The organism is Microlunatus speluncae, from assembly GCF_009299835.1.
GTDB classification, from domain to species: domain Bacteria; phylum Actinomycetota; class Actinomycetes; order Propionibacteriales; family Propionibacteriaceae; genus Microlunatus; species Microlunatus speluncae.
Genome location: NZ_VKCZ01000004.1, coordinates 109,733 through 135,617 on the forward strand (window position 1 = coordinate 109,733; position 25,885 = coordinate 135,617).

General features: G+C 70.2%; 23 protein-coding genes. 7 read left to right on the forward strand and 16 right to left on the reverse strand.

Annotated elements, in window-relative coordinates:
* Window positions 1-16: 16 nt before the first annotated feature.
* The 6 genes from FNH24_RS06805 to FNH24_RS06830 all read right to left on the reverse strand — a co-directional run bounded on the left by FNH24_RS06805 (window position 17) and on the right by FNH24_RS06830 (window position 5,901).
* Window positions 17-964, reverse strand: a complete 948-nt coding sequence (locus tag FNH24_RS06805) for a DUF2510 domain-containing protein (protein WP_152361404.1) — start codon at window positions 962-964, stop codon at window positions 17-19.
* Between the two features lie 48 nt (window positions 965-1,012).
* Entirely contained in the window at window positions 1,013-2,020 is a 1,008-nt protein-coding gene (locus tag FNH24_RS06810) for a class I mannose-6-phosphate isomerase (protein ID WP_152361405.1), read from the reverse strand.
* A gap of 93 nt (window positions 2,021-2,113) precedes the next feature.
* Entirely contained in the window at window positions 2,114-3,121 is a 1,008-nt protein-coding gene (locus FNH24_RS06815) for a sulfate/molybdate ABC transporter ATP-binding protein (RefSeq protein WP_152361406.1), read from the reverse strand.
* Window positions 3,118-4,008: a sulfate ABC transporter permease gene (locus FNH24_RS06820; RefSeq protein ID WP_246186779.1), complete on the reverse strand. Its 891-nt coding sequence runs from the start codon at window positions 4,006-4,008 to the stop codon at window positions 3,118-3,120. Before FNH24_RS06820 ends, FNH24_RS06815 begins: the two co-directional genes overlap by 4 nt.
* Entirely contained in the window at window positions 4,001-4,867 is an 867-nt protein-coding gene (gene cysT, locus FNH24_RS06825; RefSeq protein ID WP_217428074.1) for a sulfate ABC transporter permease subunit CysT, read from the reverse strand. Before cysT ends, FNH24_RS06820 begins: the two co-directional genes overlap by 8 nt.
* On the reverse strand, window positions 4,864-5,901 hold the full coding sequence (locus FNH24_RS06830) for a sulfate ABC transporter substrate-binding protein (RefSeq protein ID WP_152361407.1): 1,038 nt from the start codon (window positions 5,899-5,901) through the stop codon (window positions 4,864-4,866). Before FNH24_RS06830 ends, cysT begins: the two co-directional genes overlap by 4 nt.
* A gap of 183 nt (window positions 5,902-6,084) precedes the next feature.
* Here FNH24_RS06830 and FNH24_RS06835 point away from each other — a divergent pair, with 183 nt between their 5' ends.
* Window positions 6,085-6,687, forward strand: a complete 603-nt coding sequence (locus FNH24_RS06835) for a putative glycolipid-binding domain-containing protein (RefSeq protein ID WP_152361408.1) — start codon at window positions 6,085-6,087, stop codon at window positions 6,685-6,687.
* Here FNH24_RS06835 and FNH24_RS06840 read toward each other — a convergent pair.
* From FNH24_RS06840 to FNH24_RS06850, 3 genes are read right to left on the reverse strand one after another with little or no spacing between them, the layout of a single operon-like run.
* Window positions 6,684-7,583, reverse strand: coding sequence for a DUF2510 domain-containing protein (locus tag FNH24_RS06840; RefSeq protein WP_161606031.1), 900 nt, complete (start codon window positions 7,581-7,583; stop codon window positions 6,684-6,686). The genes FNH24_RS06835 and FNH24_RS06840 overlap by 4 nt on opposite strands.
* A 34-nt stretch (window positions 7,584-7,617) precedes the next feature.
* The gene (locus FNH24_RS06845) at window positions 7,618-7,914 is read right to left on the reverse strand and encodes a thiamine-binding protein (protein WP_152361410.1); all 297 of its coding nucleotides are present in this window, start codon (window positions 7,912-7,914) and stop codon (window positions 7,618-7,620) included.
* Between the two features lie 31 nt (window positions 7,915-7,945).
* Entirely contained in the window at window positions 7,946-9,409 is a 1,464-nt protein-coding gene (locus FNH24_RS06850; protein ID WP_246186780.1) for an MFS transporter, read from the reverse strand.
* A 155-nt stretch (window positions 9,410-9,564) separates the two neighbouring features.
* Between FNH24_RS06850 and FNH24_RS06855 the strand changes: the two genes are divergently transcribed.
* A complete protein-coding gene (locus tag FNH24_RS06855) occupies window positions 9,565-10,011 on the forward strand; it encodes a MarR family winged helix-turn-helix transcriptional regulator (protein ID WP_152361412.1) in 447 nt (148 codons plus the stop codon).
* Window positions 10,012-10,343: 332 nt separating this feature from the next.
* On the opposite strand, the gene FNH24_RS06860 is transcribed toward FNH24_RS06855, so the two are convergent.
* The 4 genes from FNH24_RS06860 to FNH24_RS06875 form a co-directional block, all read right to left on the reverse strand.
* Window positions 10,344-11,243 carry a hypothetical protein gene (locus tag FNH24_RS06860; RefSeq protein ID WP_152361413.1) on the reverse strand — a complete coding sequence of 300 codons (900 nt, stop codon included), beginning with the start codon at window positions 11,241-11,243 and terminating at the stop codon, window positions 10,344-10,346.
* 257 nt (window positions 11,244-11,500) lie between these two features.
* On the reverse strand, window positions 11,501-12,409 hold the full coding sequence (locus tag FNH24_RS06865; protein ID WP_152361414.1) for a DUF2510 domain-containing protein: 909 nt from the start codon (window positions 12,407-12,409) through the stop codon (window positions 11,501-11,503).
* Window positions 12,410-12,411: 2 nt separating this feature from the next.
* Window positions 12,412-13,290 carry a DUF2510 domain-containing protein gene (locus FNH24_RS06870; protein ID WP_152361415.1) on the reverse strand — a complete coding sequence of 293 codons (879 nt, stop codon included), beginning with the start codon at window positions 13,288-13,290 and terminating at the stop codon, window positions 12,412-12,414.
* Window positions 13,291-13,303: 13 nt separating this feature from the next.
* Window positions 13,304-15,091, reverse strand: a complete 1,788-nt coding sequence (locus FNH24_RS06875; protein ID WP_152361416.1) for an NAD+ synthase — start codon at window positions 15,089-15,091, stop codon at window positions 13,304-13,306.
* A 118-nt stretch (window positions 15,092-15,209) separates the two neighbouring features.
* Between FNH24_RS06875 and FNH24_RS06880 the strand changes: the two genes are divergently transcribed.
* Together FNH24_RS06880 and FNH24_RS06885 are read left to right on the forward strand one after the other, a co-directional pair.
* Entirely contained in the window at window positions 15,210-16,547 is a 1,338-nt protein-coding gene (locus FNH24_RS06880; RefSeq protein ID WP_152361417.1) for a glutamine synthetase family protein, read from the forward strand.
* A gap of 35 nt (window positions 16,548-16,582) precedes the next feature.
* Window positions 16,583-17,848 carry a glucarate dehydratase family protein gene (locus tag FNH24_RS06885; protein WP_152361418.1) on the forward strand — a complete coding sequence of 422 codons (1,266 nt, stop codon included), beginning with the start codon at window positions 16,583-16,585 and terminating at the stop codon, window positions 17,846-17,848.
* Window positions 17,849-17,866: 18 nt separating this feature from the next.
* On the opposite strand, the gene FNH24_RS06890 is transcribed toward FNH24_RS06885, so the two are convergent.
* Window positions 17,867-18,658: a sterol carrier family protein gene (locus FNH24_RS06890; protein WP_161606032.1), complete on the reverse strand. Its 792-nt coding sequence runs from the start codon at window positions 18,656-18,658 to the stop codon at window positions 17,867-17,869.
* A gap of 168 nt (window positions 18,659-18,826) precedes the next feature.
* Between FNH24_RS06890 and FNH24_RS06895 the strand changes: the two genes are divergently transcribed.
* Window positions 18,827-19,663, forward strand: a complete 837-nt coding sequence (locus tag FNH24_RS06895) for an MBL fold metallo-hydrolase (protein WP_152361420.1) — start codon at window positions 18,827-18,829, stop codon at window positions 19,661-19,663.
* Between the two features lie 11 nt (window positions 19,664-19,674).
* On the opposite strand, the gene FNH24_RS06900 is transcribed toward FNH24_RS06895, so the two are convergent.
* On the reverse strand, window positions 19,675-20,433 hold the full coding sequence (locus FNH24_RS06900; protein WP_152361421.1) for an alpha/beta fold hydrolase: 759 nt from the start codon (window positions 20,431-20,433) through the stop codon (window positions 19,675-19,677).
* Between the two features lie 115 nt (window positions 20,434-20,548).
* Between FNH24_RS06900 and FNH24_RS06905 the strand changes: the two genes are divergently transcribed.
* A complete protein-coding gene (locus FNH24_RS06905) occupies window positions 20,549-23,506 on the forward strand; it encodes a bifunctional [glutamine synthetase] adenylyltransferase/[glutamine synthetase]-adenylyl-L-tyrosine phosphorylase (protein ID WP_152361422.1) in 2,958 nt (985 codons plus the stop codon).
* Window positions 23,507-23,521: 15 nt separating this feature from the next.
* Here FNH24_RS06905 and FNH24_RS06910 read toward each other — a convergent pair whose 3' ends face one another.
* Complete coding sequence (locus tag FNH24_RS06910; RefSeq protein WP_152361423.1) at window positions 23,522-24,010, reverse strand: hypothetical protein; 489 nt, start codon at window positions 24,008-24,010, stop codon at window positions 23,522-23,524.
* A gap of 21 nt (window positions 24,011-24,031) precedes the next feature.
* On the opposite strand from FNH24_RS06910, the gene FNH24_RS06915 reads away from it, so the two are divergent.
* On the forward strand, window positions 24,032-25,879 hold the full coding sequence (locus FNH24_RS06915; RefSeq protein ID WP_152361424.1) for a glycoside hydrolase family 15 protein: 1,848 nt from the start codon (window positions 24,032-24,034) through the stop codon (window positions 25,877-25,879).
* Window positions 25,880-25,885 lie beyond the last annotated feature (6 nt).

The following is a 25,885-nucleotide window of genomic DNA, read 5'->3' on the forward strand; positions in this document are numbered from 1 at the left end:
GGCCGCCGGTCCTCGTTCAATCGACCCGCAGACCCTTGATCACTGTGTCCAACAGGGCGATCCGGCTTCGGTCGCCGATCGGGACCAGCGCGACGAATCCGGACAGCCGGTCCTTCCGGCCGTCGTCGACGAAGATCACCGCCACCCGATCACCCTCGACGCTGATGTCGGATCGGTCGACCCGCACCTCGGTCATGATCATCCAGGCCGGACGGCCATCGATCTCGACCGCCTCGTTGCGCAGGTCCTTACGGCCGGCGAAGCCTTCGAAACCGTCGCCGGTGATCATGCACTGCAGCGTCCGGTCGGCCGCCTGGTGCGACCCGGCGAACAAGCCGGCCCGCTGCACCTCGCCGACCGTGAAGGAGGACTGCCAGCCGGGCTCGGTCACCTGGAACTGGGAATCCGTGTCGTAGAACCAGCTCAGCCTTAGCCGGGGCCCCGGCGCGCTGTAGTCGGCGACGGCGGGGAAGGAGAGCTTGCCGCCGCGCACCCGGCCGTCGGCGGCCTGGCCCGGCCCCTGTTCCGGATTGCCCCGTGGGCAGCGCAGCTGCGGCGCCGTCTCGCTCGGGCTGGGCGACACACTCGGGCTGGGCGGTGTGGACGGGGCGGCCGTCGGGCTGCTGTCGTCCCAGGCCGAGCCGGTCGGCGCCGGCGGGCCCGCCTGATCCTGGCCGTTGCGCCAGACCACCACGCCGCCCACCGCGACCATGATCAACAACAGCAGCACCCCGGCGATGATCAAGCCGCGCCGCAGCCCGTGTGGCTGATCGCGGGCCGGATCGATCGCCCGGGCCGGCTGGCCCGCGCCACCGGCGGCGAATCCGGCGGCCCGACGGGCGCCGGTGCCGGGAGCCGCCGTCCGTGGATCGTCAGTGGTGGCGTTGGACCAGGATCGGCCGTCCCAGAAGCGGTACCGCCCGGGCGTACCGTCGGGATCCGGGTACCAACCCGCAGTCGACATGGCGGCCAGGCTACCGTCCGACCGGTTGACCTGGAAGCGGTTTCAAGATCATTTGGACGGCGCCGGCGGCCGGCAGCAGAGCAACTCCAGACCGTCGCCGGAGACGGACTGCGGACCGGCGCCGGCCGGCACCAGCACCGTCATCCCCGCCCGCAGCGGCAGCTCCGACGCCGGACCGGTCAGCCGGCCGTCGCCGGCGAGCACCACCAGCACTGCATAGCCGGCGGGCAGGTCGGCCGCGCTCGAACCGGGCCGTACCCGATCGAGCCGGAAGTAGGTCTCGGCGGCCGGCGGCAGCGGACGGTCACTGCCGGCGCGGACGATCAAGGTGGCGAGCCGATCGGCGTCCCAGCCCGAGCGGTCGAGCTCCGGCAGCACGATCGCCGGGCCGAGACCGAGCGTGCTGTCCATCAGGGTCAGGTCGGGGAAGCCGCGATACTCCAACAGGATGGACAGGTCGGACGCCTGCTGCAGTTCGACCATGGTGATGCCGGCGCCGAGCGAATGCGCCACCCCGGCCGGGACGAAGATCGTGTCGCCGGGACGGACCGGCACCGGATTCATCGCGGCCAGGAACTCATCGACCGCCTGCTGCATGAACCAGCTGGCAACCGTGGCCTCCGACACCTCCCGGGCGAACCCGAGATACACCACCGGCTCGCCCCGCACGTCGACGATGTGCCAGGCCTCGGCCTTGCCCGAGTAGTGCGGGAAGTATTCCTCGGCGAACGTGTCGCCGGGATGGAAGTGGACGAACAACCGCTCTTCGGTGTCCAGCAGCTTGACCAGCAGATGCGGGTCGTCGCCGTAGCTCGCGACGTGTTCGGCGCCGAGATAGCCGGTCGGGTCGGCCTGGATCGCCTCCCGCAGCGTCCGGCCGTCCTCGAGCCGGGTCAGCCCGACCCCCTCGCCGGCGAAGATCTCAACGGTCGAGGCGACGAAGTCCTCGGGGGAGTACGCACTCGGTTGCTCGATGCCGCGGAGCCGGGCGATGCCGACCCCGCCACGGTACGGGCGCTCGGCCGGCTGGTTCGGTCCAAGAACGATGGGGTCCACGAGACGTACGGTAGCGCCGTCGTCGGTGGTCGGGGGCCGATTCGGCCCGGGAACGCGGCTGCGGTCGCCGCCATCGAATGGACCCGGCTCGGATCACGCGCCGACGGCGACCAGTCGTTCGTGGCCGACGGGGTCCGGCTCGGTCGCGGGCGCGTCCGGCGCGTGCCGGAGCCAGACCTCGGCCTCGGCGTCGATGCCCAGCCGGCGGGCCTCGGCCCGGGTCAACGTGACCTGCACCGGCTCATCGGCCGGCCGGTCCCGGAGCGCGATCTCCAGCCGTACCTCGAAGCCGACCCGGGCCGCGCGGAGCACCCGGCCGGGCAGGCCGTCGGCCACCGGCGCGGTGTCGAGCAGGATGTCGTGCGGCCGGACCAGCCGGCCCTGCAGTGAGGTGACCGGGCCGAGGAAGCCCATCACGAACGCGTTCGCCGGCCGATCGTAGAGCTCGTCGGGGGTGCCGACCTGCTCCACCGCTCCCTGGTTGATCACCACGATCTGGTCGGCGATCTCCAGCGCCTCTTCTTGATCATGGGTGACGAACACGGTGGTCACGTGCACCTCGTCGTGCAGCCGGCGCAGCCACTCCCGCAGCTCCTGCCGGACCTTCGCGTCGAGCGCCCCGAACGGTTCGTCCAACAGCAGCACCGCCGGCTCGATCGCCAGTGCCCGGGCCAGCGCCATCCGCTGCCGTTGACCGCCGGACAGCTGGGACGGCAGCCGATCGGCGAACTGGGACAGGTGCACCAGCTTGAGCAGTTCGTCCACCCGGGCGGCGATCTCGGCCTTGGGCCGGCGCCTGATCTTGAGCCCGAAGCCGACATTGCCGGCGACGGTGAGATGGCGGAACGCGGCGTAGTGCTGGAAGACGAACCCGACATTGCGGCGCTGCGCCGGCAGCCGGGTGGCGTCGGCGCCATTGATCTCGACGGTCCCGGCGTCGGCGACCTCGAGCCCGGCGATGATCCGCAGCAGGGTCGACTTGCCGCCGCCGCTCGGCCCGAGCAGCGCGGTCAGACCGCCGCTGGGGATGTCGATCGAGACGTCGTTCAGGGCGACGAAGTCGCCGAAGCGGCGGCTGATGTTGCTGGCGCTGATGCTCATCGGTGGCCCTTTTTCGTTGACTGACGGGGCGACGCTCCGTGGTTGGGACGTAACAGCGAGACGATGATCAAGGCGACCACGGCGACCAGCGCCAGCACGAACGCCGCGGTGTAGGCGGTCGTGGTGTTGTCGGCGCCGAACTGCTGGTAGCGCTCCTCGACCAGCAGGGTCGCGGTCTGGGTGCGCAGCGCGACGCCACCGGAAACGATCTTGACCGCGCCGAACTCGCCGAGGGACCGGGCCAGGCTGAGCACGATGCCGTACAGCAGCGCCCAGCGGATCGCCGGCAGCGTGATCCGGGCGAATGTCTGCAGCGGCGAGGCGCCGAGGCTGCGTGCGGCCTGCTCGGAATCAGTGCCGAGCTCGGTCAGCACCGGGACGATCTCCCGCACCACCAGCGGCAGGCTGATGAACGTGGTGGCCAGGATGATGCCGAGCGGGGCGTAGATCACCTGCAGCCCGACGTTCTCCAGCGCCGGGCCGAACCAGCCGTTCCGGCCGCCGTACGCCAGCAGCAGGGCCAACCCGACCACGACCGGCGACACCGACAGCGGCAGATCGATCAAGGCCGACAGCAGCCGCCGGCCCGGGAACTGGTAGCGCACCAGCAGCAGCGAGATGCCGACGCCGAAGACGGTGTTGATCACCACCGCCCAGAACGCGACCGACACGCTGAGCTGGAAGGCGAAGATCACCTCGGGCTGGCTCAGCGCGTCCAGCACCGGGGCCAGGCCGCGGGCGAAGGTGGCCTGGGCGACCAGCCCCACCGGCCAGATGATCAACAGCGACAGATAGCCGACCACGATCAGCCGCAGCGCCCACCGGACCGCGGGCCGCGACCCGGTCGACGGTCGCCGCAGCGGTTGCGTCGCCGTCGTCTCAGCCACGGCGGGACACCCGCCGCGAGATCAGATCGAGGGCAATGATCACGACCAGCGCGATCACCAGCAGCAGCGAGGCGACGGCGGCGGCGCTGGTGAGTTGATCACCCTCGACGTAGGAGAGGATCCGGACCGAGGCGACCTCGGTGGCGTACGGCAGGTTGCCGGACAGCAGGACCAGCGAGCCGTATTCGCTGATCCCGCGGGCGAACGACAGTGCCGCCCCCGAGGTGATCGCCGGTGCCAGCGCGGGCAGGATGATCAACCGGAAGGTGGTGAACCGGCTCGCGCCGAGCGACGCGGACGCCTCCTCGACCTCCGGCTCCAGCTCGATCAACACCGGCTGCACGGTCCGGACCACGAACGGCACGGTGACGAAGAGCAGTGCCAGGAAGACCGCGATCCGGGTGTTGGCCCAGTTGACGCCGAGCGGGCTGCCGGGGCCGTACAGCGTGAGCAGCACCAGACCGGCCACGATCGTCGGCAGCGCGAACGGGATGTCGATCACGATCTCCAGCACCCGCTTGCCCCAGAACTGATCACGGACCAGCACCCAGGCGATCATGGTGCCCAGCACCACGTTGACCGCGGTGACGGCGATCGCCTCGCCGACGGTCAGCCCCAGCGCGGACAGGGTCTGCGGGCTGCTCAGCGCCGCCCAGTAGGCGGGCCAGCCGCCCGCGGAGGCCTGCACCAGGATCGCCACCAGCGGGATCAGCACCAGCAGGCTGAACCAGAGCAGCGCGATCCCGAGCCCGATCCCGGCACCACGGGTCAGCGAGTTCGCCGAGCGGCTCCGGCCGCGCCGCGGACCGGGCGGTGTCGCTCCGCCCGGCGTCGGTGCCGTGATCAGGTTTGCGGTCACTGCTGTTTCCCGGTCTCCGCCTGGATCCTCGGCACCAGCCCGGTCCCGTCGGCGAAGAACTTCTCGTTCACGCTCTTCCAGCCGCCGAGGTCGTCGTTGATCGTGAACAGTCGCTTCGGTTGCGGGAACGGGTTCGCCGGGTCGTTGGCGCCGCCGACCTCACCCACCTCGACGCCGTCGACCACCGGCCGGAATCCCTTGCCGGCAAAGGCCTGCTGGCCTTCCGGGCTGATCACGAAGTCGAGGTAGGACTGGGCCTTCGGGTCCGCCTCCTTCAGCACCGCGCCGGGGTTCTCGATCTTGAGGGTGTCGTCGGGGACGAGGTAGTCGAACGTCTCGCCCGACTGCCGGGCCAGGATCGCCTCGTTCTCGTACGAGATCAGCACGTCGGCCGTGCCCTGCAGGAAGGCGGTCGTCGCGTCCCGGCCGCTGCCCGGCAGCGCGACCACGTTGCCGAAGAACTTCCGCAGGTAGTCCTCGGCCTGCTGCTCGGTGCCGCCGGCCGAGATCACCTGGTGGTAGGCGGCGAGGATGTTCCAGCGGGCCGAACCGGACGAGGCCGGGTTGGGCGTGACGATCCGGACGCCGGGCTTGATCAGGTCGTCCCAGCCCTTGATCCCCTTCGGGTTGCCCGGGGCGACGACGATCACCACCACCGAATCGGAGACGATGCCCTGGGTGGGGCCGTCCTTCCAGTTCGGGTCGACCAGGCCGGCGTCGACCAGTCGGGTGACGTCGCCCTCGAGGGAGAAATTGACGTAGTCGGCCTCCAGCCCGTTGACCACCGCGCGGCTCTGGTCGCCGGAGGCGCCGTAGGACTGCTCCCAGGTGACGCCCTGGCCCTCGGGCGTCGCGGCCCAGGCCTCCTGAGCGGCCTTGTTGGCCTCCGCCGGGACGGCGAAACCGACCAGGTGCAAGGTGGTTCCGCTGCCGCCGGACCCGACCGCCTCGCCGACGCAGCCGGTCAGGGCGAGCAGGCAGGCGACGACACCGGCGATCAGCGCCGCTCCGGTGTGCCGTGATCGTCCTCGCATGATGCCAAGTCCCCCCGTATTGCCTGTCGACATACAAGGGAATATAGGCATGGTGGGCTGCGGCTGATACCACCGTCCGACCGTTGAGACAGGACGGCAACTCTGGGTGAGGTCGCGCTGTAACGAAACGCAGGCCTTCCGACACCGAAGAGGAGATGATCGGATCGACGGAGAGGAAGGCCCATGGAACGCAGCCTGGTCTGGGTGAAGGACGGCGGAGCCGAGCTGGCGCGGGTCAAGCTGACCGACCGGCGGCTCTCGGCGACGGGTACGGCGATCGGGTCGGACCCGCTGCCGTACCGGCTCGACTACACGCTGCGGACCGTGGACCGGTTCGTCACCAGTGCTCTGTACGTCAGCAGCGCCGGGCACGATCCCGATCGCGGGCCGTGGCGCCGCCAGCTGGAACTGCGTCATGACGGAGCCGGGACCTGGACCGTGGACGCGACCGGCGAGGGCGACCCGAAGCTGCCGCCGCCGGGCGGTGACCCGGAGACGCTGCGGGACGCCCTGGACTGCGACCTCGGGCTGTCGCCGCTGACCAACACGATGCCGGTGCTTCGGGCCGGCCTGCTGGCGGGTGGCGGGCCGGTGGACTTCGTGATGGCCTGGGTCTCGGTGCCCGACCTGGCCGTCGTTCCCGACCGGCAGACGTACACCTTCCGGCGGCGTGACGGCGACCATCCGGTGATCAACTACACCGGCGGCGACTGGACCCGCGACATCGTCTTCGACGCCGCCGGGCTGGTCCTGGACTATCCGGACATCGGGCGCCGGGTGGCCTAATCGACGGTGAGATCGCGGACGGTGCCGTCCAGGATCGCGAGCAGGCCCTGGTCGCCGATGGTGACGCCGCCGAGGAACATGCCGAAGGTGTCGGGGTTGCCGGTGTCGACGACGATCACGTCCACCGTGTCGCCCTTGGCCTCGATGTCGGGATTGTTCACCCGGATGTCGGTGCGGATCCACCAGGCGTCGTGGCCGTCGATCTTGGCGGCCTCCGACTTCAGGTCCTTCGCGGACTCGAAATAGGAGTAGAAGCTCGACGTGGCGACGCACTGCATGATGCTTTCGGCGGCCTGCTTCGGCGCCGCGAAGCCGTCCTCACGGCGCAGTTCGCCGACCGCCACCAGCGAGAGCCACGTCGGTTCCAGGATCTTGCTCTGCGATGCGACGTCGTAGGCCCAGCTGACCCCGCTGGTCTGCAGGTCGTCCTGCCAGCCGGCGACCCGGGGGAACGACAGCCCGCCGCCGTGCACCCGCCCGTCGTCCGGATGACCGGCGCGGGCGCGCGGGTTGCCGAGCGGGCACTCGGTCAGCGGCCGGGCCGTCGAGGAGCCGGACGGGCTCGGCGTCGGCGTGGGAGTGGGGCTGGACGGGGCCGCGGTCGGGCTGCTGTCGTCCCAGCCGGACACCGTCGAGGAGGGGACCGGGTCGTCGGTGATCGGCTGCGATCCGCTGCCGAGCTGGCGTACGACGAAGAAGACGATCAATCCGAGCACGACGACCAGGGCGATCAGGCCGACGATGACCGCCGGCCCGCGCCGCCGGCCCCGTTGCCGGCCGTCGCTCGGCTGGCCGCCGGGCTGATCGGTGGTCTGCTGGGACCAGCTGCGGCCGTCCCAGTAACGAAACCGGCCCGGCGCGCCGGACGGATCGGGATACCAACCGGGTGTGGACACGGGCACTACCAAACCATGAAGCGGGTCAGGAGGGTCAGCGTAGGTGTTCTTCGACGCGCCGCACCTTCTCGGTCAATTGACCGGTGTAGCCGGGGCGGATGTCGGCCTTGATCACCAGGCTGACCCGGTCGGTATGGGCGAGCAGGGCATCGGTGGCGCGCTTGAGCACGGCCATGATCTCGTCCCACTCACCCTCGAGGTTGGTGAACATCGCGTTGGTCTCCGACGGCAGGCCGGAGTCGCGGACGATCCGTACCGCCTCGGCGACGGCGGCGCTGACCGAGCCGTCAGGGTCGGCGGCGGCGGGGGCGATGCTGAAGGCTACGAGCATGCGGCCATTCTGCTCCCCGTGCGATCGGTGATCACCAACTGCCCTTGTGCTCCGGCACCTTGAACACCAGCGGCAGGGTGCAGATGATCAGTCCGGCGAAGATCAGGAAGACGATCGACAGCGTGGCTCCGGGGTTGTCGCTGCGAGCCATCACGGCCGTCGCGATCGAGATCGCCATGATCGAACCGGACTGGCGGAACATGCCGCGCAGCCCGGCGATGCCGGCCGCGTCGTTCGGCGCCAACTGGAGCACCGCGTTGTTGCCGGCCGGCACGGACAGGCCCATGCCGAGGCCGGTCACCCCCGCGGCGAGGGCGAGCCAGACCACCTGGTGCATCCCGGGTGGCGGAAAGCAGATGGCGACCATGCCGACCGAGAGCAACGAGAAGCCGAGGACCATCGGCAGTCGGTAGCCGGTCCGGCGCAGGGTCATCACGGCCAGACCGGCGATGCAGATCATGCCGACCGCGCGGGCCGTCATCAGCGTGCCGGACTCCAAGATCGGGATCCCGAACCGGGCCTGGGCGAACAGCGGCACCAGGGCGCCGAAGCCGATCGCGGCCGCGCCCTGCAGGAAGTTGATCAAGTTCATCACGCCGAACCCGCGGCCCTTGAGCAGCCGCATCGGGATGAACGGTGCCTTGCCGCGGGACGAGTGCCGCAGGAACAACACCAGAGCCACGATCGCGATCGCCTCGGGCACCAGGAACTGCGGGCTGAGCGGCGAACTGTCCTTGCTGCCCAGGGAAGTGACGCCCAGCATCAGCCCGAGGATCAAGACGCCGAGCAGCACGACGCCGTACACGTCCAATCGCCGGCTGACCGCCTGCCGGCTCTCCGGGATCACGATCAGCGCGAGCACCAGCAGCAGGACGCCGATCGGAACGTTGACCAGGAAGATCGCGCGCCAGTCCCAGTAGGTGAGCAGGATCCCGCCGAGGATCGGGCCGACGATGCCGCCGATCGGGAACACGCTGGTGAACATGCCGACCGCCCGATCCCGGTTGGGCCCGAAGTTGTCGGCGACAATGCCGGTCGCCGCCGGCATGAACGCGCCGCCGCCGATCGCCTGGATGCCGCGCAGGACGACCAGCAGATAGATGTTGTCGACCAGGCCGCAGAGCAGGGAGGCGACCGTGAACAGCACGACGGCGATCACGAAGACCTTCTTGCGCCCGAACTGATCACTCAGCTTGCCGGCCAGCGGCATGATCAACACCTGGCCGAGCGAATAGATCGTGACTGTCCAGCTGGCCCACTCCAGGCCCGAGCCGAGATCGGCCTGGATCGACGGCAGGGCGATCGCAACGACGGTGTGATCGACCGAGGCCATGAACAGCGCCATCGAGACGACGGCGAAGATCAGCCAGCGGCGCGGCGACGGTTCCGGCGCGGCATTGTCGTCGCTGACTTTCGTCGCTCCCGCTCCGGTGCCGTCGGTCTTGGTAGTCTGCGCGTCCACGACGATCGGGGCGGCAGCCTCCGCTTCGGGCACCGCGAGACTCGCGTCCTGAGCGGGGCGAAGCACCGGTCGTCCGGGCGGCAATCGAGACATTCCGAGCGCACACCCCCTGGTCTTGGATTCGATCCCTGAACCTGATCAATACAGTACATTGCGTGCCGGCAAGCAAGTAAAAGGAAGGCGTGGGCATGGACACGGACACGGTGGCCCGGCTGCGAGCGGCGATCGGTCGCCTGTCGCGGCAACTCAATGCCTCGGCCACCCATGAGGGCCTGACCCCGAGCCAGGCCTCGGCCCTCGGCCTGATCGGCGGCCGCGGCCCGCTGAGCCTGGCCGAGCTGGCCAAACTGGAGAGCCTGAACCCGACCATGGTGTCCCGGATCGTCGGCCGTCTGGACGAGCTCGGCCTGATCCGGCGCCGGCAGAACCCCGCCGACCTCCGCGCCGCCTGGGTCGAGATCACCCCCGACGGGCGGCAGATGACCGAACGCATCCGCGACGCCCGCGGCCAAGTCGTCTCCGCCTGCCTGGACCGCCTCGACACCGCCGACCGCGACGCCATCACCGCCGCCCTCCCCGCCCTGGAGCATCTGGTCGAGGAGCTCAAGGACGTCACCGCCACCTCGGACGCCTGAGCTCGATGCTGAGTGAACACCCCGGGGCGGTTCAGCGATCTGGCGTGGCGTTGGTCGTGGGGGTGCTTCGAGTGTGACGTTTCCCGGCTCGGCGGGCGGTTTTTGGCCGGGAAACGTCACAGTGGATGGCCAGTTCGCGGGTGAGGTGCAGTTCGGCGGTCGTCGGGATGAATGCGGCATCGAGGCGATGCGGTAGTGGGCTGCCTGCGCTCGTTCCCTGAGCCTGTCGAAGGGCAAGCCCGGGTTGAGTGATCGGGCGTGGCGTTGGTCGCGGGGCGGTGCGTCGAGTGTGACGTTTCCCGGCTCGGTGGGCGGTTCTGAGCCGGTAAACGTCACAGTCGATGGCTGGTCCCGAACAGGGTGAGCCATTCGGCGGAGTAGTTGGGTGGTGGGCCGGGGTAGCCGCGTTCGCGGAGGCGGGCGTAGGTCGTTTCGGCGATCTCTTTGGGGTGGAGCAGGCGGCCGGCGGTGACGCGGATGATCAGGTAGCCGGCGTTGACGGCGGCTTCGTGCCGGGCGATGTCGCGGGCCCATTGGCGGGGGTCGGTGCGGTGCTGTTCGCCGTCGTACTCGGCAATGATCCGGTACGGATCCAGGACCAGGTCCATCCGGCCGATGGGTTCGTGATCGGTGCCGATCCTGGGGTTGCAGCGGGGTTCGGGCAGTCCGGCGAGGACGAGGAGCAGCCGGAGTTCGGTCTCTTTCGGTGAATCGACCTCCTTTCGGGCCAGCCCGGCAGCACGGCGGGCGAGTCGGCAGCCGCGGGCGGTCCAGTGCGCCGCCGCGTCGAGGAGCTGGGCCTGAGTGGTACGGCCGAGCCTGATCAGCCAGTCCGCGGCGGCGACGGCTTGGATCAGATTCAGTTCGGCACACGCGCTGAGCCAGGCCGGCACGGGGCGGACCAAGCGGCCGGCAGCCTCGGGAATCCGGACCATACGGCTGAGCCGTACACCCGGCCGGCGGCTCTGCCCGGCGGTGGCGGTCGCGACCCGGATCGGCTCCGGGACCCCGATCTCGACGCCGTGCAGGTGCAGCGCCGTGACCCCGGTGATCACGCCGTCCCTAGGCATGATCAACAAAGTCCCCGCCGCCCGCTCGGTGAGCGTCAGGTCACGATCGGCGGGCGCGTACACGCCCCGATGCAGGCGTCGGAAGCGCGGGCCGAGGAGTTGATCATCGGTCAGCGACAATCTCGCGGCGCTGCGCAGAGTCAGCAATGGCGGCAGTTCCATCGGCCCACCATGCGCTCATCCGCGCCGCAAGGCCACGTCGATCCACCGAATCTGTGGATAACGTGGTCGCCGCTTCTTCGGTCGAGCGGAGCGCCAGGGTGCGAGCCGAGATCAGACCTACGGCAGGATCGATGTGCCCAGTGTGACGTTTCCCGGCTCCCAGGTCGATTCCGAGCCGGTTTTCGTCACAGTGGATGGCGATGTCGGGCTGACCGGGCACCTTCTGGCTGCCGGCTTCGCGGCAGCCCAGAACGCCGCTAGCTCGCCGTGAGGCTGCGGACGACGTCGCTCAGTTGATTGGTCAGGTCGGCGTTGCCGATCGGTACGGCGCCGAAGAAGAGGCCCCAGTCGGCGCCGTCGGGGATGATCACGAAGATCACCTTGTCGCCGGGGAAGGGGAGGCCGGGCTGGTCGACGACGATGTCCGACTCGATCAGCCAGCCGGGCTGGCCCGAGATCGTGATCGCTTCGCTGCGGAGATCTTTCCGGGTCGGGTTGTACGGCAGGTACATCCGGGTGGTCACGGCGCACTGCATGATCGAATCGGCGACCGCCTCCGGCTTGCCGGGGAAGTCGGTGCCGAGCAGGCGGCCGACGGCCAGTTGGGCGATCCAGCCGGGATCACCGTTCACCGGCAGGTATTGCTGGGTGACGTCGTAGGCGAAGCTCATCCGCGGCTCGGGCGCAGCGGGCTGGAAGTTGCCGGCGACCGGGAAGGAGAGGTTGCCGCCGTAGACCCGGCCGTCCGCCGGATGGCTCTCCCGGCGGTTCGGATCGCCGAGCGGGCACGGGACGGGCTCGCCGCCGGGGCCGCTCGGGGTGCCGCTCGGGCTCTGCGGCGCGTCGCTGCTCGGAGACTCGGTCGGTCGCGAGTCGTCCCAGCCGGTCACGGTCGAGGACGGATACGTACGGTCGGTGATCGGCGATCCGGCGCCGGAGTTGCGGACGACGAAGATCGCGCCGATCGTGATCAACACGACCACGACCAGGGCCGCGATGATCAGGTAGCCGGCGCGGGAGCGGGACGGTCGATCGTCGGCCGGGCCGCCGCCCGGACTCGGCCGGCGCGGGTCGGTGGTGGTCTCGGCCGACCAGGTCGCTCCGTCCCAGTAGCGGTAGGCGCCGGGCGTGCCGCCTGGATCGGGATACCAGCCCGGCGTGGCCATGATCAGCCCACCGCGAGTGATCGGCTCGCCGCGTCGAGTTCGGCGATCAGATCGTCACGTTCCATTGGTACGGCATGGAAATAGTAGGTGGCCGGGTCGGTGTCGACGACGACGATCCTGATCTTGGAACCCTTGGTCTTGAGTTCCGGATGGGAGAAGGTGAGCAGGGCGTCCAGCTGGGTCGCCGGGGTCGAGCCGAGCTTGATCGCGGTGTTCTTGTTCTCGGCGACGGTGACGGAGACGCTGGTGTAGAAGTCGCTGGTCACCAGGCACTGCAGCAGCCGCGCCGTCGCCTCCTCGCCGTCCGGATGATCATCGAAGGTGAGCACGCCGACCTGGGCCGACGCCTCCCAGGGCAGCTTCTCGGGCAAAGCCTGCGTCTGCACCGAGGCGTCGCGGCTGTACGGGAACCGGCTGGTGGACATCGGGTCGGACCACGGATAGGGCAACCGCTGGAAGGTCAGCGGGCCGCCGTGCACCCGGCCGTCGACCGGCGGATCGGGCAGCTCGTTCCGGCCGGCGAGGTCGCAGGCGACCGGCCGGCCGCTCCCGGTCGGCGTCTCGCTCGGGGCCGCCGACGACGGATCCGGGGAGGGTGACGAATCGTCCCAGCCGGTGACGGTCGACGTCGGCAGGTTTTCGTTCGTGAAGGCGCTGCTGTTCTGCCGGGTGAACACGACGACACCGACGACGATGATCACCAGCACGACAGCCAGGCCGCCGAGCAACAGACCGATCCGCCGGCCGCCGCCCCGGTTGCCGCTCGGGCCGCCGCCACCGCGGACCGGGCGGACGTTGCCGGTCCAGCCGCGGCCGTCGTAGTAGCGCAACCGGCCGGGCGTGCCGTCCGGGTCGGGATACCAGCCCGGCCCCGCTGTCATGCGTCCTCCATCATCAGTCCGTGCCGGCCGCGGCCGGCACCACCGGCGCCGGTTCGTGCTCCTCGCGCCAGCCGTTGGTGATCGGCAACCGTCGATCCCGGCCGAACGCCTTGAACGAGATCTTGGTCCCCGGAGGATACTGCCGCCGCTTGTATTCGGCCCGGTCGACCAGCCGCATCACGCGGTCCACCAGTTCGGCGTCGAAGCCGGCGGCGATGATCTGGGCCCGGCCCTGGTCACCCTCGACGTACTCGGCGAGGATCTTGTCCAGCACGTCGTACGGCGGCAGGCTGTCGGTGTCCTTCTGCCCTGGCCGCAGCTCCGCGCTCGGCTCCTTGGTGATCGTGTTCTCCGGGATCGGCGGCCGCTCGCCGCGTGCCACGGCATGATCATTACGCCACTTCGCCAGCCGCCAGACCCAGGTCTTCGGCACGTCCTTGATCGGCGCGAAGCCGCCGACCGCGTCGCCGTAGATGGTGCTGTAGCCGACCGCCAGCTCGCTCTTGTTGCCGCAGGCCAACACGATCGACGGACCGTGCTGGTTGGATTCGGCCATCCAGATCACCGCCCGGATCCGGGCCTGCAGGTTTTCCGCCGCGATGCCGTCGATGTCGATCAAGGTGTTGAAGGTGTCGACCGCCGCGGCGATCGGCACGGTGCTGTAGTGCAGCCCGAGCCGTTCGGCCAGCTCGGCGGCGTCGGTCTTGGAGTGCTCGGAGGAGTACGCACTCGGGTTGGAGATCCCGTACACGTGCTCGGCGCCGATCGCGTCGCGGGCGATGGCGGCCACCAGCGTGGAGTCGATGCCACCCGACAGTCCGAGATAGACCCGCTCGATCCCGTTCTTGCCACAGTAGTCCCGCAAACCCAGCACCAGCGCGGAATAGACCTCCTCGTCGGCGGACAGCCGGGGATAACGCGGCGCGGTGATCGTCTTGCCGGGCAAGGGGTAGCCGTCACTGACGTGGTGCCGGCTGATGATCAACTTCTCGGCGCTGGAGACGGTCCGGCCGTCCACCGGGCGGCTGTCCGGGAGCTCAAGATCGGCCAGCACCAGGTCTTCGACGAACTGCGGCCCGCGGACCACCAGCGTGCCGTCGGCGTCGGCGATCATGGAATCGCCGTCGAAGACCAGCTCGTCCTGGCCGCCGACCAGGTTCACGTAGGCCAGCGCGCAGCGAGCCTCGATCGCCCGGCGCGAGACCAGCTCGCCGCGGGTGTCGTCCTTGTCCCGTTCGTACGGGCTCGCGTTGATCACCGCCAACAGTCCGGCACCGGCCTCGGCCGCGGCGGCGACCGGACCGCCGTCCTGCCACAGGTCCTCGCAGATCGCCAGGGCGACGTCGACGCCGCCGATGGTCAGCACGGCCAGCTCCCGGCCCGGCTGGAAGTAGCGGAACTCGTCGAACACGCCGTAGTTCGGCAGGTGGTGCTTGGCGTACCGGGCGACGACCGTCCCACGATGCAGGACGGCCGCGACGTTCTGTGGGTGACCGCCCTTGGGGTGCTCCGGCTCGTCGGTCCGGTCCAGGTAACCGACCACGACGACCAGCTCACCGAGCCCGTCGTCGGCGAGCCGCTCGGCCAGCCGATCGACGCTGCGCCGGGACTCGGCGATGAAGCTCTGCCGCAGTGCCAGGTCCTCCACCGGATAACCGGTCAGCGCCGTCTCGGGGAAAAGCACCAGTTGCGCCTCGGCGTCTGCGGCCCGCCGGGACCAGTCCAGGATCAGCTCGGCGTTGCCGGAGATGTCTCCGACGGTGACGTTCAGCTGGGCCAGAGCGATGCGGAGTTGTGCCACGTGAGGAGCCTAATCCGAACCCCGGTTCGCCCCACCCTCCGGCGCCTGGAGCAAGCTGTGAGTTCGGGCCAAGGATCCTGTAACGCGGTTGTTACACGGCGGGAGGCAGACTCAGGCCATGGACAAACAGACCGAGTTCGTGCTGCGCGCGATCGAGGAGCGGGACGTTCGGTTCGTCCGGTTGTGGTTCACCGATGTGCTCGGTTTCCTGAAGTCGGTCGCGATCGCCCCGGCGGAGCTCGAGGGCGCATTCACCGAGGGGATCGGGTTCGACGGTTCGGCGATCGAGGGCTTCGCCCGGGTCTACGAGTCCGACATGGTCGCCCGGCCCGATCCGTCGACGTTCCAGATCCTGCCGTGGCGCGACACCAACCCGGCGACGGCGCGGATGTTCTGTGACATCACGATGCCGGACGGTTCGCCGTCGTACGCCGATCCGCGCTACGTGCTGAAGCGGACGTTGCAGCGGGCCGGTGACCTCGGCTTCACGTTCTACACCCACCCCGAGGTGGAGTTCTTCCTGTTCAACGATCCGCTGCTGTCGGACCGGCCGCCGACGCCGGTCGATCAGTCCGGCTATTTCGATCACACGCCGCAGAGCACCGGCAGCGACTTCCGCCGACGCGCGATCGGGATGCTGGAGCAGATGGGGATCTCGGTCGAGTTCTCCCACCACGAAGGCGGTCCGGGCCAGCAGGAGATTGATCTTCGGTACGCCGACGCGCTGTCCACCGCCGACAACCTGATGACCTTCCGGGTGGTGGTCAAGGAGGTGGCGCTGTCCCAGAACATCCACGCCTCGTTCATGCCCAAGCCGTTCACCGAACACCCGGGCTCGGGGATGCACACCCACGTCTCGCTGTTCGAGGGTGACAACAACGCCTTCTACGACGCCAGCGCCGAATACCACCTGTCCAAGATCGCCCGGCACTTCATCGCCGGCCTGCTGCGGCACGCGAGCGAGATCACCGCGGTCACCAACCAGTGGGTGAACTCCTACAAGCGGCTGGCCGGCGGCGGTGAGGCGCCGAACTACATCTGTTGGGGACGCAACAACCGCTCAGCGCTGGTCCGGGTGCCGATGTACAAGCCGAACAAGGGCGCGTCGGCCCGGGTCGAGCTGCGCTCCCTCGACTCCGCCTGCAACCCCTATCTGGCGTTCGCGCTGACCCTGGCGGCCGGGCTGGCCGGCATCGAGGGGGAGTACCCGCTGCCCGAGGGCGCCGAGGACGACGTATGGTCGTTGACCGAGCGGGAGCGGCAGGCGCTGGGCATCGAACCGCTGCCGCGCAACCTGGATGAGGCCATCCGCGCGATGGAGAACTCCGAGTTGGTCGCCGACACGCTCGGCGAGCACGTCTTCGACTTCTTCCTGCGCAACAAGCGCAACGAGTTCGAGGAGTATCGCCGGCAGGTGACGCCGATCGAACTGCAACGGTTGCTGCCCGTGCTCTGATCATCAAGTCCACCTACTTGGGGAGGATCCGCAGGATGCTGATCAACGACGTCGTCGTGACGCCGATCGCCTTCAACGACCCGCCATTGCTCAATTCCTGGGGCGTCCACGAACCGCTGGCGCTGCGCTGCATCGTCCAGGTGGTGCTGGCCGACGGCACCGTCGGGCTCGGCGAATGCAGCGGTGGCACCGGCCGGACCGAGGAACTGCTCCGGGTCCGGGAGGCGGTGATCGGTTGCGACGTGTTCGCGACCGGCGAGATCGAGCGCCGGATCGACGCGGTGCTCGGTGACCGACCCGGCATCGGCGGCGGCTTCGTCGGGATGCCGACCCGTGCCGCCCGGGCGGTGTTCGCGCCGATCGAGGTGGCCTGCCTGGACGCGCAGGGCAAGCTGCTCGGCGTCCGGGTCTGTGACCTGCTCGGCGGCCCGGTGAGAGACGCCGTCCCGTACAGCGCCTATCTGTTCTACAAGTGGGGCGAGCACCCCGACCTGGACGGCGGTGGAGTGATCACCGACGAGTGGGGTCCGGCGCTCGATCCGGACGGCGTGGTGGCCCAGGCCAAGACCATGATCGACAAGTACGGGTTCGAGTCGATCAAGCTCAAGGCCGGGGTTTTCCCACCGGAGCAGGAGATCGCGGCGATCAAGGCCCTGGCCCAGGCGTTTCCCGGGCTGCCGTTGCGGATCGACCCGAACGGTGCCTGGACCGTGCCGACCTCGATCATGGTCGGCCGCGAGCTGGCCGACGAGCTGGAGTATCTCGAGGATCCGACGCTCAACCAAGATCAGATGGCCGAGGTCGCCCGGCAGGTGTCGATGCCGCTGGCGACCAACATGTGCGTGATCGGCTTCGAGGACATCCCCGGCTCGGTCGCCAAGGGTTCGGTCGGCGTCGTGCTGTCTGATCATCACGTCTGGGGCGGGCTGCGGCACAGCCTGGAGCTGGCCGCGATCTGCGAGACCTTCGGCCTCGGCATCTCGATGCACTCCAACTCCCACCTGGGCATCTCGTTGGCCGCGATGACCCACCTCGGGGCGGCGATCCGCAACCTCGGTTACGCCTGCGACACCCACTACCCGTGGAACAGCGACGCCGACGTGATCAAGGGCGGCCCGTTGACCTTCGTCGACGGCACGCTGCCGATCCCCGAGGGGCCGGGCCTCGGCGTCGAGCTCGATCCGGACAAGCTGGCCGAGCGGCACGAGGCCTTCCTCGCCTCGGGCCGGACCGGCCGCGACGACACCTCGTATCTGAGGCGGGTGCAACCGGACTACGACCCGACTCTGCCGCGGTTCTAGTCCGGTGGCGAGTCGGGGTCAGGACAGGACGGGAAGGGCGGGCGACAGGTCGGCCCGCTGGCCCGACGCTGTCACGGCGCCCGCCTCGCGTGCCTCGGCCCAGCTGATCCGGCCGGTCGCCAACCGGAGGAACGTCACCGGATCGGTCTCGACGACGTTCGGCGGGGTGCCGCGGGTGTGGGTCGGGCCCGGCTCGCCGATCCCGCACTGGACGGCGGCGAACGGCGGCACCCGGACTTCGATCGACCGGCCCGGCTGCTGGGCGGCCAAGATCGCCGCCAGGGTACGGGTGCAGTGGGCGAGGGCCGGACGGTGCTGCTCGATGGCCGGCCGGCCGGGCCATGATCTTGAGAGATCATCGGCGTGCACCACCAGGTCGAGGATCCGGGTCGCGATGAAGTCTGCGGTCCGGCCGGGACCGCGCGGCGTCATGATCACCTTGGGTCGCGGCGCCTCGGGTGACAGCGCCTCGGCCAGCTCGTCGATCGCCGCCGACAGCTGCCGGACCAGCTCCGGACCGGAGTGGTCGCCGGTCAGCCGCTCGGTCCAGTCCATGATCATCGCGGCGTCGTGCCGGTATCGGCGGACCAGTTCGTGCACCGGCACCGCCGGCTGCCGGGTCGGCTGCCGGAGCGCCTCGGTGAGCCGGGTGTGCACCCCGACCAGATGCCCGGTCAAGGTCCGGACGTCCCACGATTCGAGCACCGTCGGGGCAGCGAAGGCCTCCGCCGGCAGCGCGGTCAACCAGTCGCGGACGATCCGGGACTGGGCCAGCAAGTGCTGTTCTGGTTGGGGTTTCGGGCCGACCACGCCCGCGACGTTAGCACCCCGGGCGATCCGGCACAGGTCGCCCGGGGCGCCGCCCGCCGGGCGGACAGACCGCGCGGCGACGCGGCCGGCGGCGGAGATCGCCAGTTATAGTGCCCCTTGCGGTGGGACACGAGCGGTGGGGACGCGAACGGTCGGCAGGTGTGGAACGTGAAGTTGACGGTCTTGGGTGGCAGCGGGGCCTGGCCCACCGCGACTGCGGCCTGCAGCGGCTATCTGGTCCGGCACGAGGACACCACGATCCTGATCGATCCGGGCTACGCGGTCTTCCCCCGGCTGCTGGAGGAGTGCCGCGCCGGCGACGTCGACGCGGTCCTGATCACCCACGGCCATCCCGATCACTGCGCCGACCTGAACCCGCTGCTCCGAGCCCGGGTGCTCGGCGCCGAACGGCCACCGGTGCTTCCGGTCTGGGCGCCGGAAGGTTCGCTGCAGCGCATTCTTGATCTTGATCCGGTCCGGGTGGTCCGGCGCGGGATGGAGCTGAACACCCTGGCCGACGGGGCCTCGATCCGGATCGGGCCGGTCCGGGTCCGGGCCCGCGGACTGCCGCACCATGTCACCAACCTCGGCTTCCGGCTGGAGGCCGACGGCGACGTGCTGGCCTACACCGGAGACAGCGGCGACTGCGCGGCCCGGATCGAGCTGGCCCGCGACGCCGACGTCTATCTGGCCGAGGCGACCTATGTCGACCAGGTGCCGGCCGGCGACGCCCCGTACCTGTGCACGGTCCGGCAAGTGGCCCGGCAGTCCTCGATCGCCCGGCCGCAGGTCACCGTGCTGACCCATCTCTGGCCCGACGCGTCCTCCGACCATGCGCTCGCCACGGCCCGGGCCGAAGGGCTGGACAACGTGCAGTTGGCCAAGCCCGGCCTGACCATCGACCTGGGCCGGATCGGCGTCGCCTCGTTGCCCCGGCGCGCGGCCGGCGAGCAGGTGCCGGCCGGCGCGATCACCGCGTTGCCGCGCCGGGCCCGCCGGATCTGATCACTGCATCATCACGACGCCAGGAACGTGCTGACCATCGGCAGCACCAGGTCGGGCCGGATCACGTGCATGTGCTTGGTCCCGGGCAAGATCGCCAGCTGCGCGTTCGGCAGGGTCTGCTTCATCTCGACTGCGTGCTCGAGTCGGATGAAGTCGGTGTCGCCGATGATGATCAAGACCGGCATCGTCAGCCGGGCCAGCTCGTCGGGGGTCCACGGCTCGAAGGCGTGCACCGCCGGCTGGATCTTCTCCAGGAACGGGAAGAAGTCGGCCTTGTTCGGCGCCACCGCGTCGTACGCCTCCTTCATCGCGTTGAAGTCGTCCTCGGTCGGCAGCCTCGGCGAATCCTGCTCCGGCGCGGTGATCTCGGGATAGTACGCGTCCGGGCGGAAGTGGGAGGCGACCAAGATCACGTGGCCGACCCGCTCGGGATGCCGGGTGGCGAGATCGGTGCTGGTCAGCCCGCCCAGGCTGTAGCCGAGGAAGTCGGCTTGGTCGATGCCGAGGTGATCGAGCAGCGCCAGCACGTCGTCGGCGCACTGCCGGATGGAGAACGGCCGGTCGCTGTCGGCGGTGTGGCCGTGCCCCTGCAGCTCGACCCCGATCACCTTCCGGTCCGCAGCGAGGGTCGGCAGCAACGCGTCGAAGCTCAGCCGGAACGTGAGCACACCGCCGTGCAGCATGATCAACGGGGGACCGGGATGGTCGGCACCGTGCACCTCGTAGTAGAGGTCGATGCCGTTCACCGAGGCGTACGCGCCCTGTGTCATGTCGGTTCCTTTCGCTGTTGGGTCGACGGTATCGACTCCGGTCCCGGCCCGAACTCATCGGCTCGTCGTGACCGAGCGTTCCAGAACTTCGTCACCACGGCACTAGGGTCGGGCTGTGGCACGGATCGAGACCCGCGAGGGCGCGCTGGCGCGTCGAGGCTTCAGCGCCGCGGAGTCGGCGGCCCGGATCATCAGCACGTGGGACGAGCGGTTGGCGCCGCTGCTGGAGCTGGTCTTCGCGGCCGCCGACCCGGACCAGGCGTTGGCGGCGCTGGACCGGCTGCAGGATGCCGAGCCGAAGGTGCTGGACCGGCTCGTCGACAGCCCGGAGCTGGCCCGACAACTGATCGCGGTCCTCGGTGCCAGCGTCGCGCTGGCCAACGACGTGGTGGCCCATCCGGAACGGCTCGACGGCTTGCCGCCCGAGGCGCGCCGGGTCTCGGCCGAGGAGCTCCGGGCCGAGCTGCTCCGGGCGGTCGGCGCCGATCCGGCCGATCGGGCGCCGGTCGCCGAGGACCTCAGCGGCGACCCGCTGCGGACCGCGTACCGGTCGGCCGTGCTCCGGATCGCCGCCCGGGACCTGACCGGGCCGGACCCGACGGAGTTGGTCGCCGACATCGCCGGCGAACTGGCTGATCTCGCCGATGCGACCCTGGAATCCGCCCTGGCGATCGCCCGGGGCAAGATCGGCGCCGACGCGAGCCAGTGCCGGCTCGCGGTGGTCGCGCTGGGCAAGTGCGGTGCCCAGGAGCTCAACTATGTCAGCGATGTGGACGTCCTGTTCGTCGCCGAGCCGGTGCTCGACGGCGACGGTGAGCCGGTCGTCGACTCCGACCGGGCGATCACGATCGCCACCCGGCTTGCCGCGGAGCTGACCCAGATCTGCTCGGCGCACACGGCGGCCGGGACGATCTGGCCGGTCGACGCCGCGCTGCGGCCGGAGGGCAAGGCCGGCCAGCTGGTCCGGACCCTGACCAGTCATCGTGGCTATTACGAGAAGTGGGCCAAGACCTGGGAATACCAGGCGATGCTCAAGGCGCGGCCGAGCGCCGGCGACCTCGAGCTGGGCCGGCAGTTCGTGGAGCTGGTCACGCCGCTGGTCTGGCGGGCCGGTGAGCGGGACAACTTCATCGCCGACACCCAGGCGATGCGGCGCCGGGTGGTCGACCTGATCCCGGCCCGGGACGCCGACCGGGAGCTGAAGCTGGGGGAGGGCGGCCTGCGCGACGTCGAGTTCTCGGTGCAGCTGCTGCAACTGGTGCACGGCCGGGCCGACGAACGGCTGCGGACCCGGGCGACCTTGCCGGCACTGCGTTCCTTGATCGACAACGGGTACGTCGGGCGTGAGGACGGCCGCCGGCTGGACGAGGCGTACCGCTTCCTGCGCACGCTGGAGCACCGGATCCAGTTGTACCGGCTGCGCCGGACCCATGTGCTGCCGCAGGCCGACGAAGACCTGCGCCGACTCGGCCGCACCCTCGGCTATCCGAATCCGCGGACGACGCTGCTGGACACCTGGCGCTCGTACAGCCGGCAGGTGCGGCGGTTGCACCAGCAGATCTTCTACTCGCCACTGCTGGATGCCGTCGCCCGGATCCCGTCCTCGCAGCTGCGGCTGACCACCGACGCGGCCGTCGACCGGCTCCGCGCGCTCGGGTACGCCGACCCGGCGGCCGCGCTGCGGCACATCGCGGCCCTCAGTCAGGGCGTCTCCCGCTCGGCGGCGATCCAGCGGCAACTGCTGCCGGCGATGCTGGGCTGGTTCGCCGAGGGACCCAATCCTGATCATGGTCTGCTGGCCTTCCGGCAGGTGTCCGAGGCGCTCGGCTCGACGCCGTGGTATCTGCGGGCGCTGCGCGACGAAGGTCTGATGGCCGAACGGCTGGCCCGGATCCTCGCCTCCAGCCGGTACGCGGTGCAGCTGCTCACCCGGTCGCCGCAGACGGTGCAGATGCTGGTCGACGACGATCGGCTCGCGCCCCGGCCGGCCGATGAGCTGCGGGCCGAGATGCGCGCGGCTGCCGGCCGGCACGAGACGCCGCAGGCGGCGGTGGAGGCGATCCGCGGGATCCGCCGGCGCGAGTTGTTCCGGATCGCCGCGGGCGACCTGCTCGGGCTGAACGACGTCGGCGTGGTCGGCGACGCGCTGACCGACCTGGCCGCGGCGACGATCGACGTCGCCTTGTCGGTGACCCGGGCCGCGTCGTCGACTCCGGCACCGAAGATCGCGCTGATCGCGATGGGCCGTTGGGGTGGCCGGGAGCTCTCGTACGCCTCGGACGCGGACGCGATGTTCGTGATGGCCGACAGTGCCGAGCCGGGGGCGACCGACCGGGCGGTCTCGGTGATCAGTTCGCTGCGGGACCTGCTGGCCAAGCCCGGGGTGGATCCGTCGCTGGCGATCGACGCGAATCTGCGGCCGGAGGGCAAGCAGGGGGCCTTGATCAGGACCCTGTCGGCGTACCAGAAGTACTACGGCCAGTGGTCGTCGACCTGGGAGCTGCAGGCGCTGGTCCGGGCCGACGCGCTGGCCGGTGATCATGATCTTGGTGCGGCGCTGTTGGCCGAGATCGACCAGCGGCGGTGGCCGGCCGACGGCCTGACCGAGGCCCAGCTGCTGGAGATCCGCCGGCTCAAGGCACGGGTGGAGTCGGAGCGGTTGCCGCGCGGCGCCGACCCGGCCAAGCACACCAAGCTCGGCCAGGGCGGCCTGGCCGACGTCGAGTGGACCGTACAACTCCTGCAGTTGCAGCACGCTGGGCAGCAGCCGACCCTGCGCACCCCGCGGACGATCGCCGCCCTGGATGCGGCCGAGCGGCTCGGCGTGATCGACGCCGACGACGCCGAGGCGCTGCGGCAGGCCTGGTTGTTCGCCAGCCGGGTGCGCAATCAACTGATGCTGCTCCGCGGCCGCGGCTCGGACTCGCTGCCCTCCGACACCCGCGAGCTGGCCGCCCTGGCCCACCTGATGGGCTTCGGCACGAACGAGTCCTCGCACTTCCAAGCCGAATACCGCCGGCTCACCCGCCGCGCCCGCGCCGTCGTCGACCGGATCTTCTGGGGCCAGGACTGAGGTACGGCGAGCGAGCTAGCGGATGCCGTCCGGGCCGATGGTGATCTTGGCCTGGTTGGCGCCGGCGCCGCAGTCCGGGCCGTTCGGATAGGTCACCGCCGCCATCACGGTCGCCTCGGGCAGCTTCTGTTCCGTGGCGGCCTTGATCATCACCGCCCTGATCTTGACCGGGCCGGCGGGCAGTCCCTCGACGTTGGCGAACCCGACCAGGGTGTCGTTCGGCACGGCGGTCGCGGAGCACGGGGCGTCGGGTCCGTCGGAGTCGCAGCCCTGGTCGACGCTGTCACTGCCGGGGCTCAGCTGGACCTCGGCATCTCGGCAGACGTCCTCCCAGCAGACCGTGAGCTCGAGTCCGGTGACATCGCCGGCGGCGGTCGCGTCGACCGTCACCGAAACCCCCGGCGCGCTGCCGATCGCGGTGCAGGCCCGCGGGCCGGCGGCGCAGCCGGTCAGGACCACGATCGCGAGGATGATCGTGCCGAATGCTCCCCGAATTCCCGTCATCACCTCACTAGTGTGTCCCGTATGCCGTTGCCGATTGAGGATTACGCCCTGATCGGGGATTGTCGGACGGCCGCACTGGTTGGCCGGGACGGCAGCATCGACTGGCTCTGCCTGCCGCGGTTCGACTCCGCTTCGGTCTTCGCCGCGCTGCTCGGGACCCCCGAGCACGGCCGCTGGCAGATCGCTCCGGCCGCCCTGGAAGAGGCCCGGGTGCAGCGGCGCTATCGGGGCGACACGTTCGTGCTGGAGACCACGTTCGAGACGCCGGCGGGGACGGCCCGGGTGACCGATCTGATGCCGATCGGGTCGGACTATCCGCTGCTGATCCGACGGGTGGAGGGGCTGGCCGGCTCGGTCAGGATGACCCAGGAACTCGTGCTCCGGTTCGGCTACGCCGAGGCGCTGCCCTGGGTTCGGCGGGTCGACGGCGGCCTGATCGCCGCGGCCGGGCCGGACGCGCTGCTGCTCCGCGGCGACCCGCTGCCGGTCGCGGCCGACCACCGGCATCGCGGCGAGTTCACGGTCGCCGACGGGGACCGGCTCGACTTCACTCTGGCCTGGTATCCCTCGTACCGGCCCGCGCCCGGACCGGTCGACGTGGACGCCGCCCTGGTCCGGACCGAGGACTGGTGGCAGGACTGGTCCGACAAGTCCGACTGCGGTCCCGGCACGACGGGCCCGGCGGGCGGCGCGGCCGCCGGCGGTGAGGCCCATGACCGGTATGCCGCGGCGGTGCACCGGTCGCTGCTCGTACTGCGCGCGCTGACCCACGCCGAGACCGGCGGCATCGTCGCGGCAGCCACCACCTCGCTGCCGGAGGCGTTCGGCGGGCCGCGGAACTGGGACTACCGCTACAGCTGGCTGCGCGACGCCGCGCTCACTCTCGAAGCGCTGCTCGCGCACGGCTATTCGGCCGAGGCCGTGGCCTGGCGGGACTGGCTGCTGCGGGCCGTCGCCGGTGACCCGGAGGACATCCAGATCATGTACGGGCTCGCCGGCGAACGCGACCTGCCCGAGCGCGAGCTGAGCTGGCTGCCCGGCTATGCCGGCTCGACCCCGGTCCGGGTCGGCAACGGCGCGGTGGACCAGTTCCAGGCTGATGTGATCGGCGAGGTGATGGTCGCCCTCGACCTCGCCCGGCGGGGCGGCGTGCCGCACCCGGGGCACGCCTGGCCGCTGCAGCGGGCGCTGCTCGACCGGGCCCGCAGCACCCTCGGCCGGCCCGATTCCGGCATCTGGGAGATCCGCGGCGAGCCGCGCCGCTTCACCCATTCCGCGGTGATGACCTGGGCGGCGTTCGACCGCGGCGTCCGCGGCGTTGTCGATCATGGACTGCCCGGGCCGGTGGACGAGTGGCGGCGGATCCGGGACGACCTGCGGGCCGAGATCGACGAGTCCGGTGTTGATCATGACCGCCGTTGCTTCACCCAGTATTACGGCAGCCACGGCGTCGACGCCGCCCTGCTGCAACTGCCTCAGGTCGGCTTCTGCGCCCCGGACGACCCGCGGATGCTGGCCACCGTGACCGCGATCGAGACCGAGTTGATCAATGACGGACTGGTCCATCGCTACCGGACCGAGCGCGGCGTTGACGGCCTGCCGCCGGGCGAATATCCCTTCCTGGCCTGCAACTTCTGGCTGGTGGAGCAGTACGCGTTGACCGGCCGGACCGCAGACGCGGTGACCCTGATGGACCGGCTGCTCTCGTTCGCCAATGATCTTGGTCTGCTGAGCGAGGAGTACGACCCGGCCGGCCGGCGCCAGGCCGGCAACACCCCGCAAGCCTTGTCCCACCTGGCCCTGATCCGAGCCGCCGACGCCCTGTCCGGCCACCAGGCCCCGCTCCACCAACCGAGTTGTCAGAACTGAGTTGTG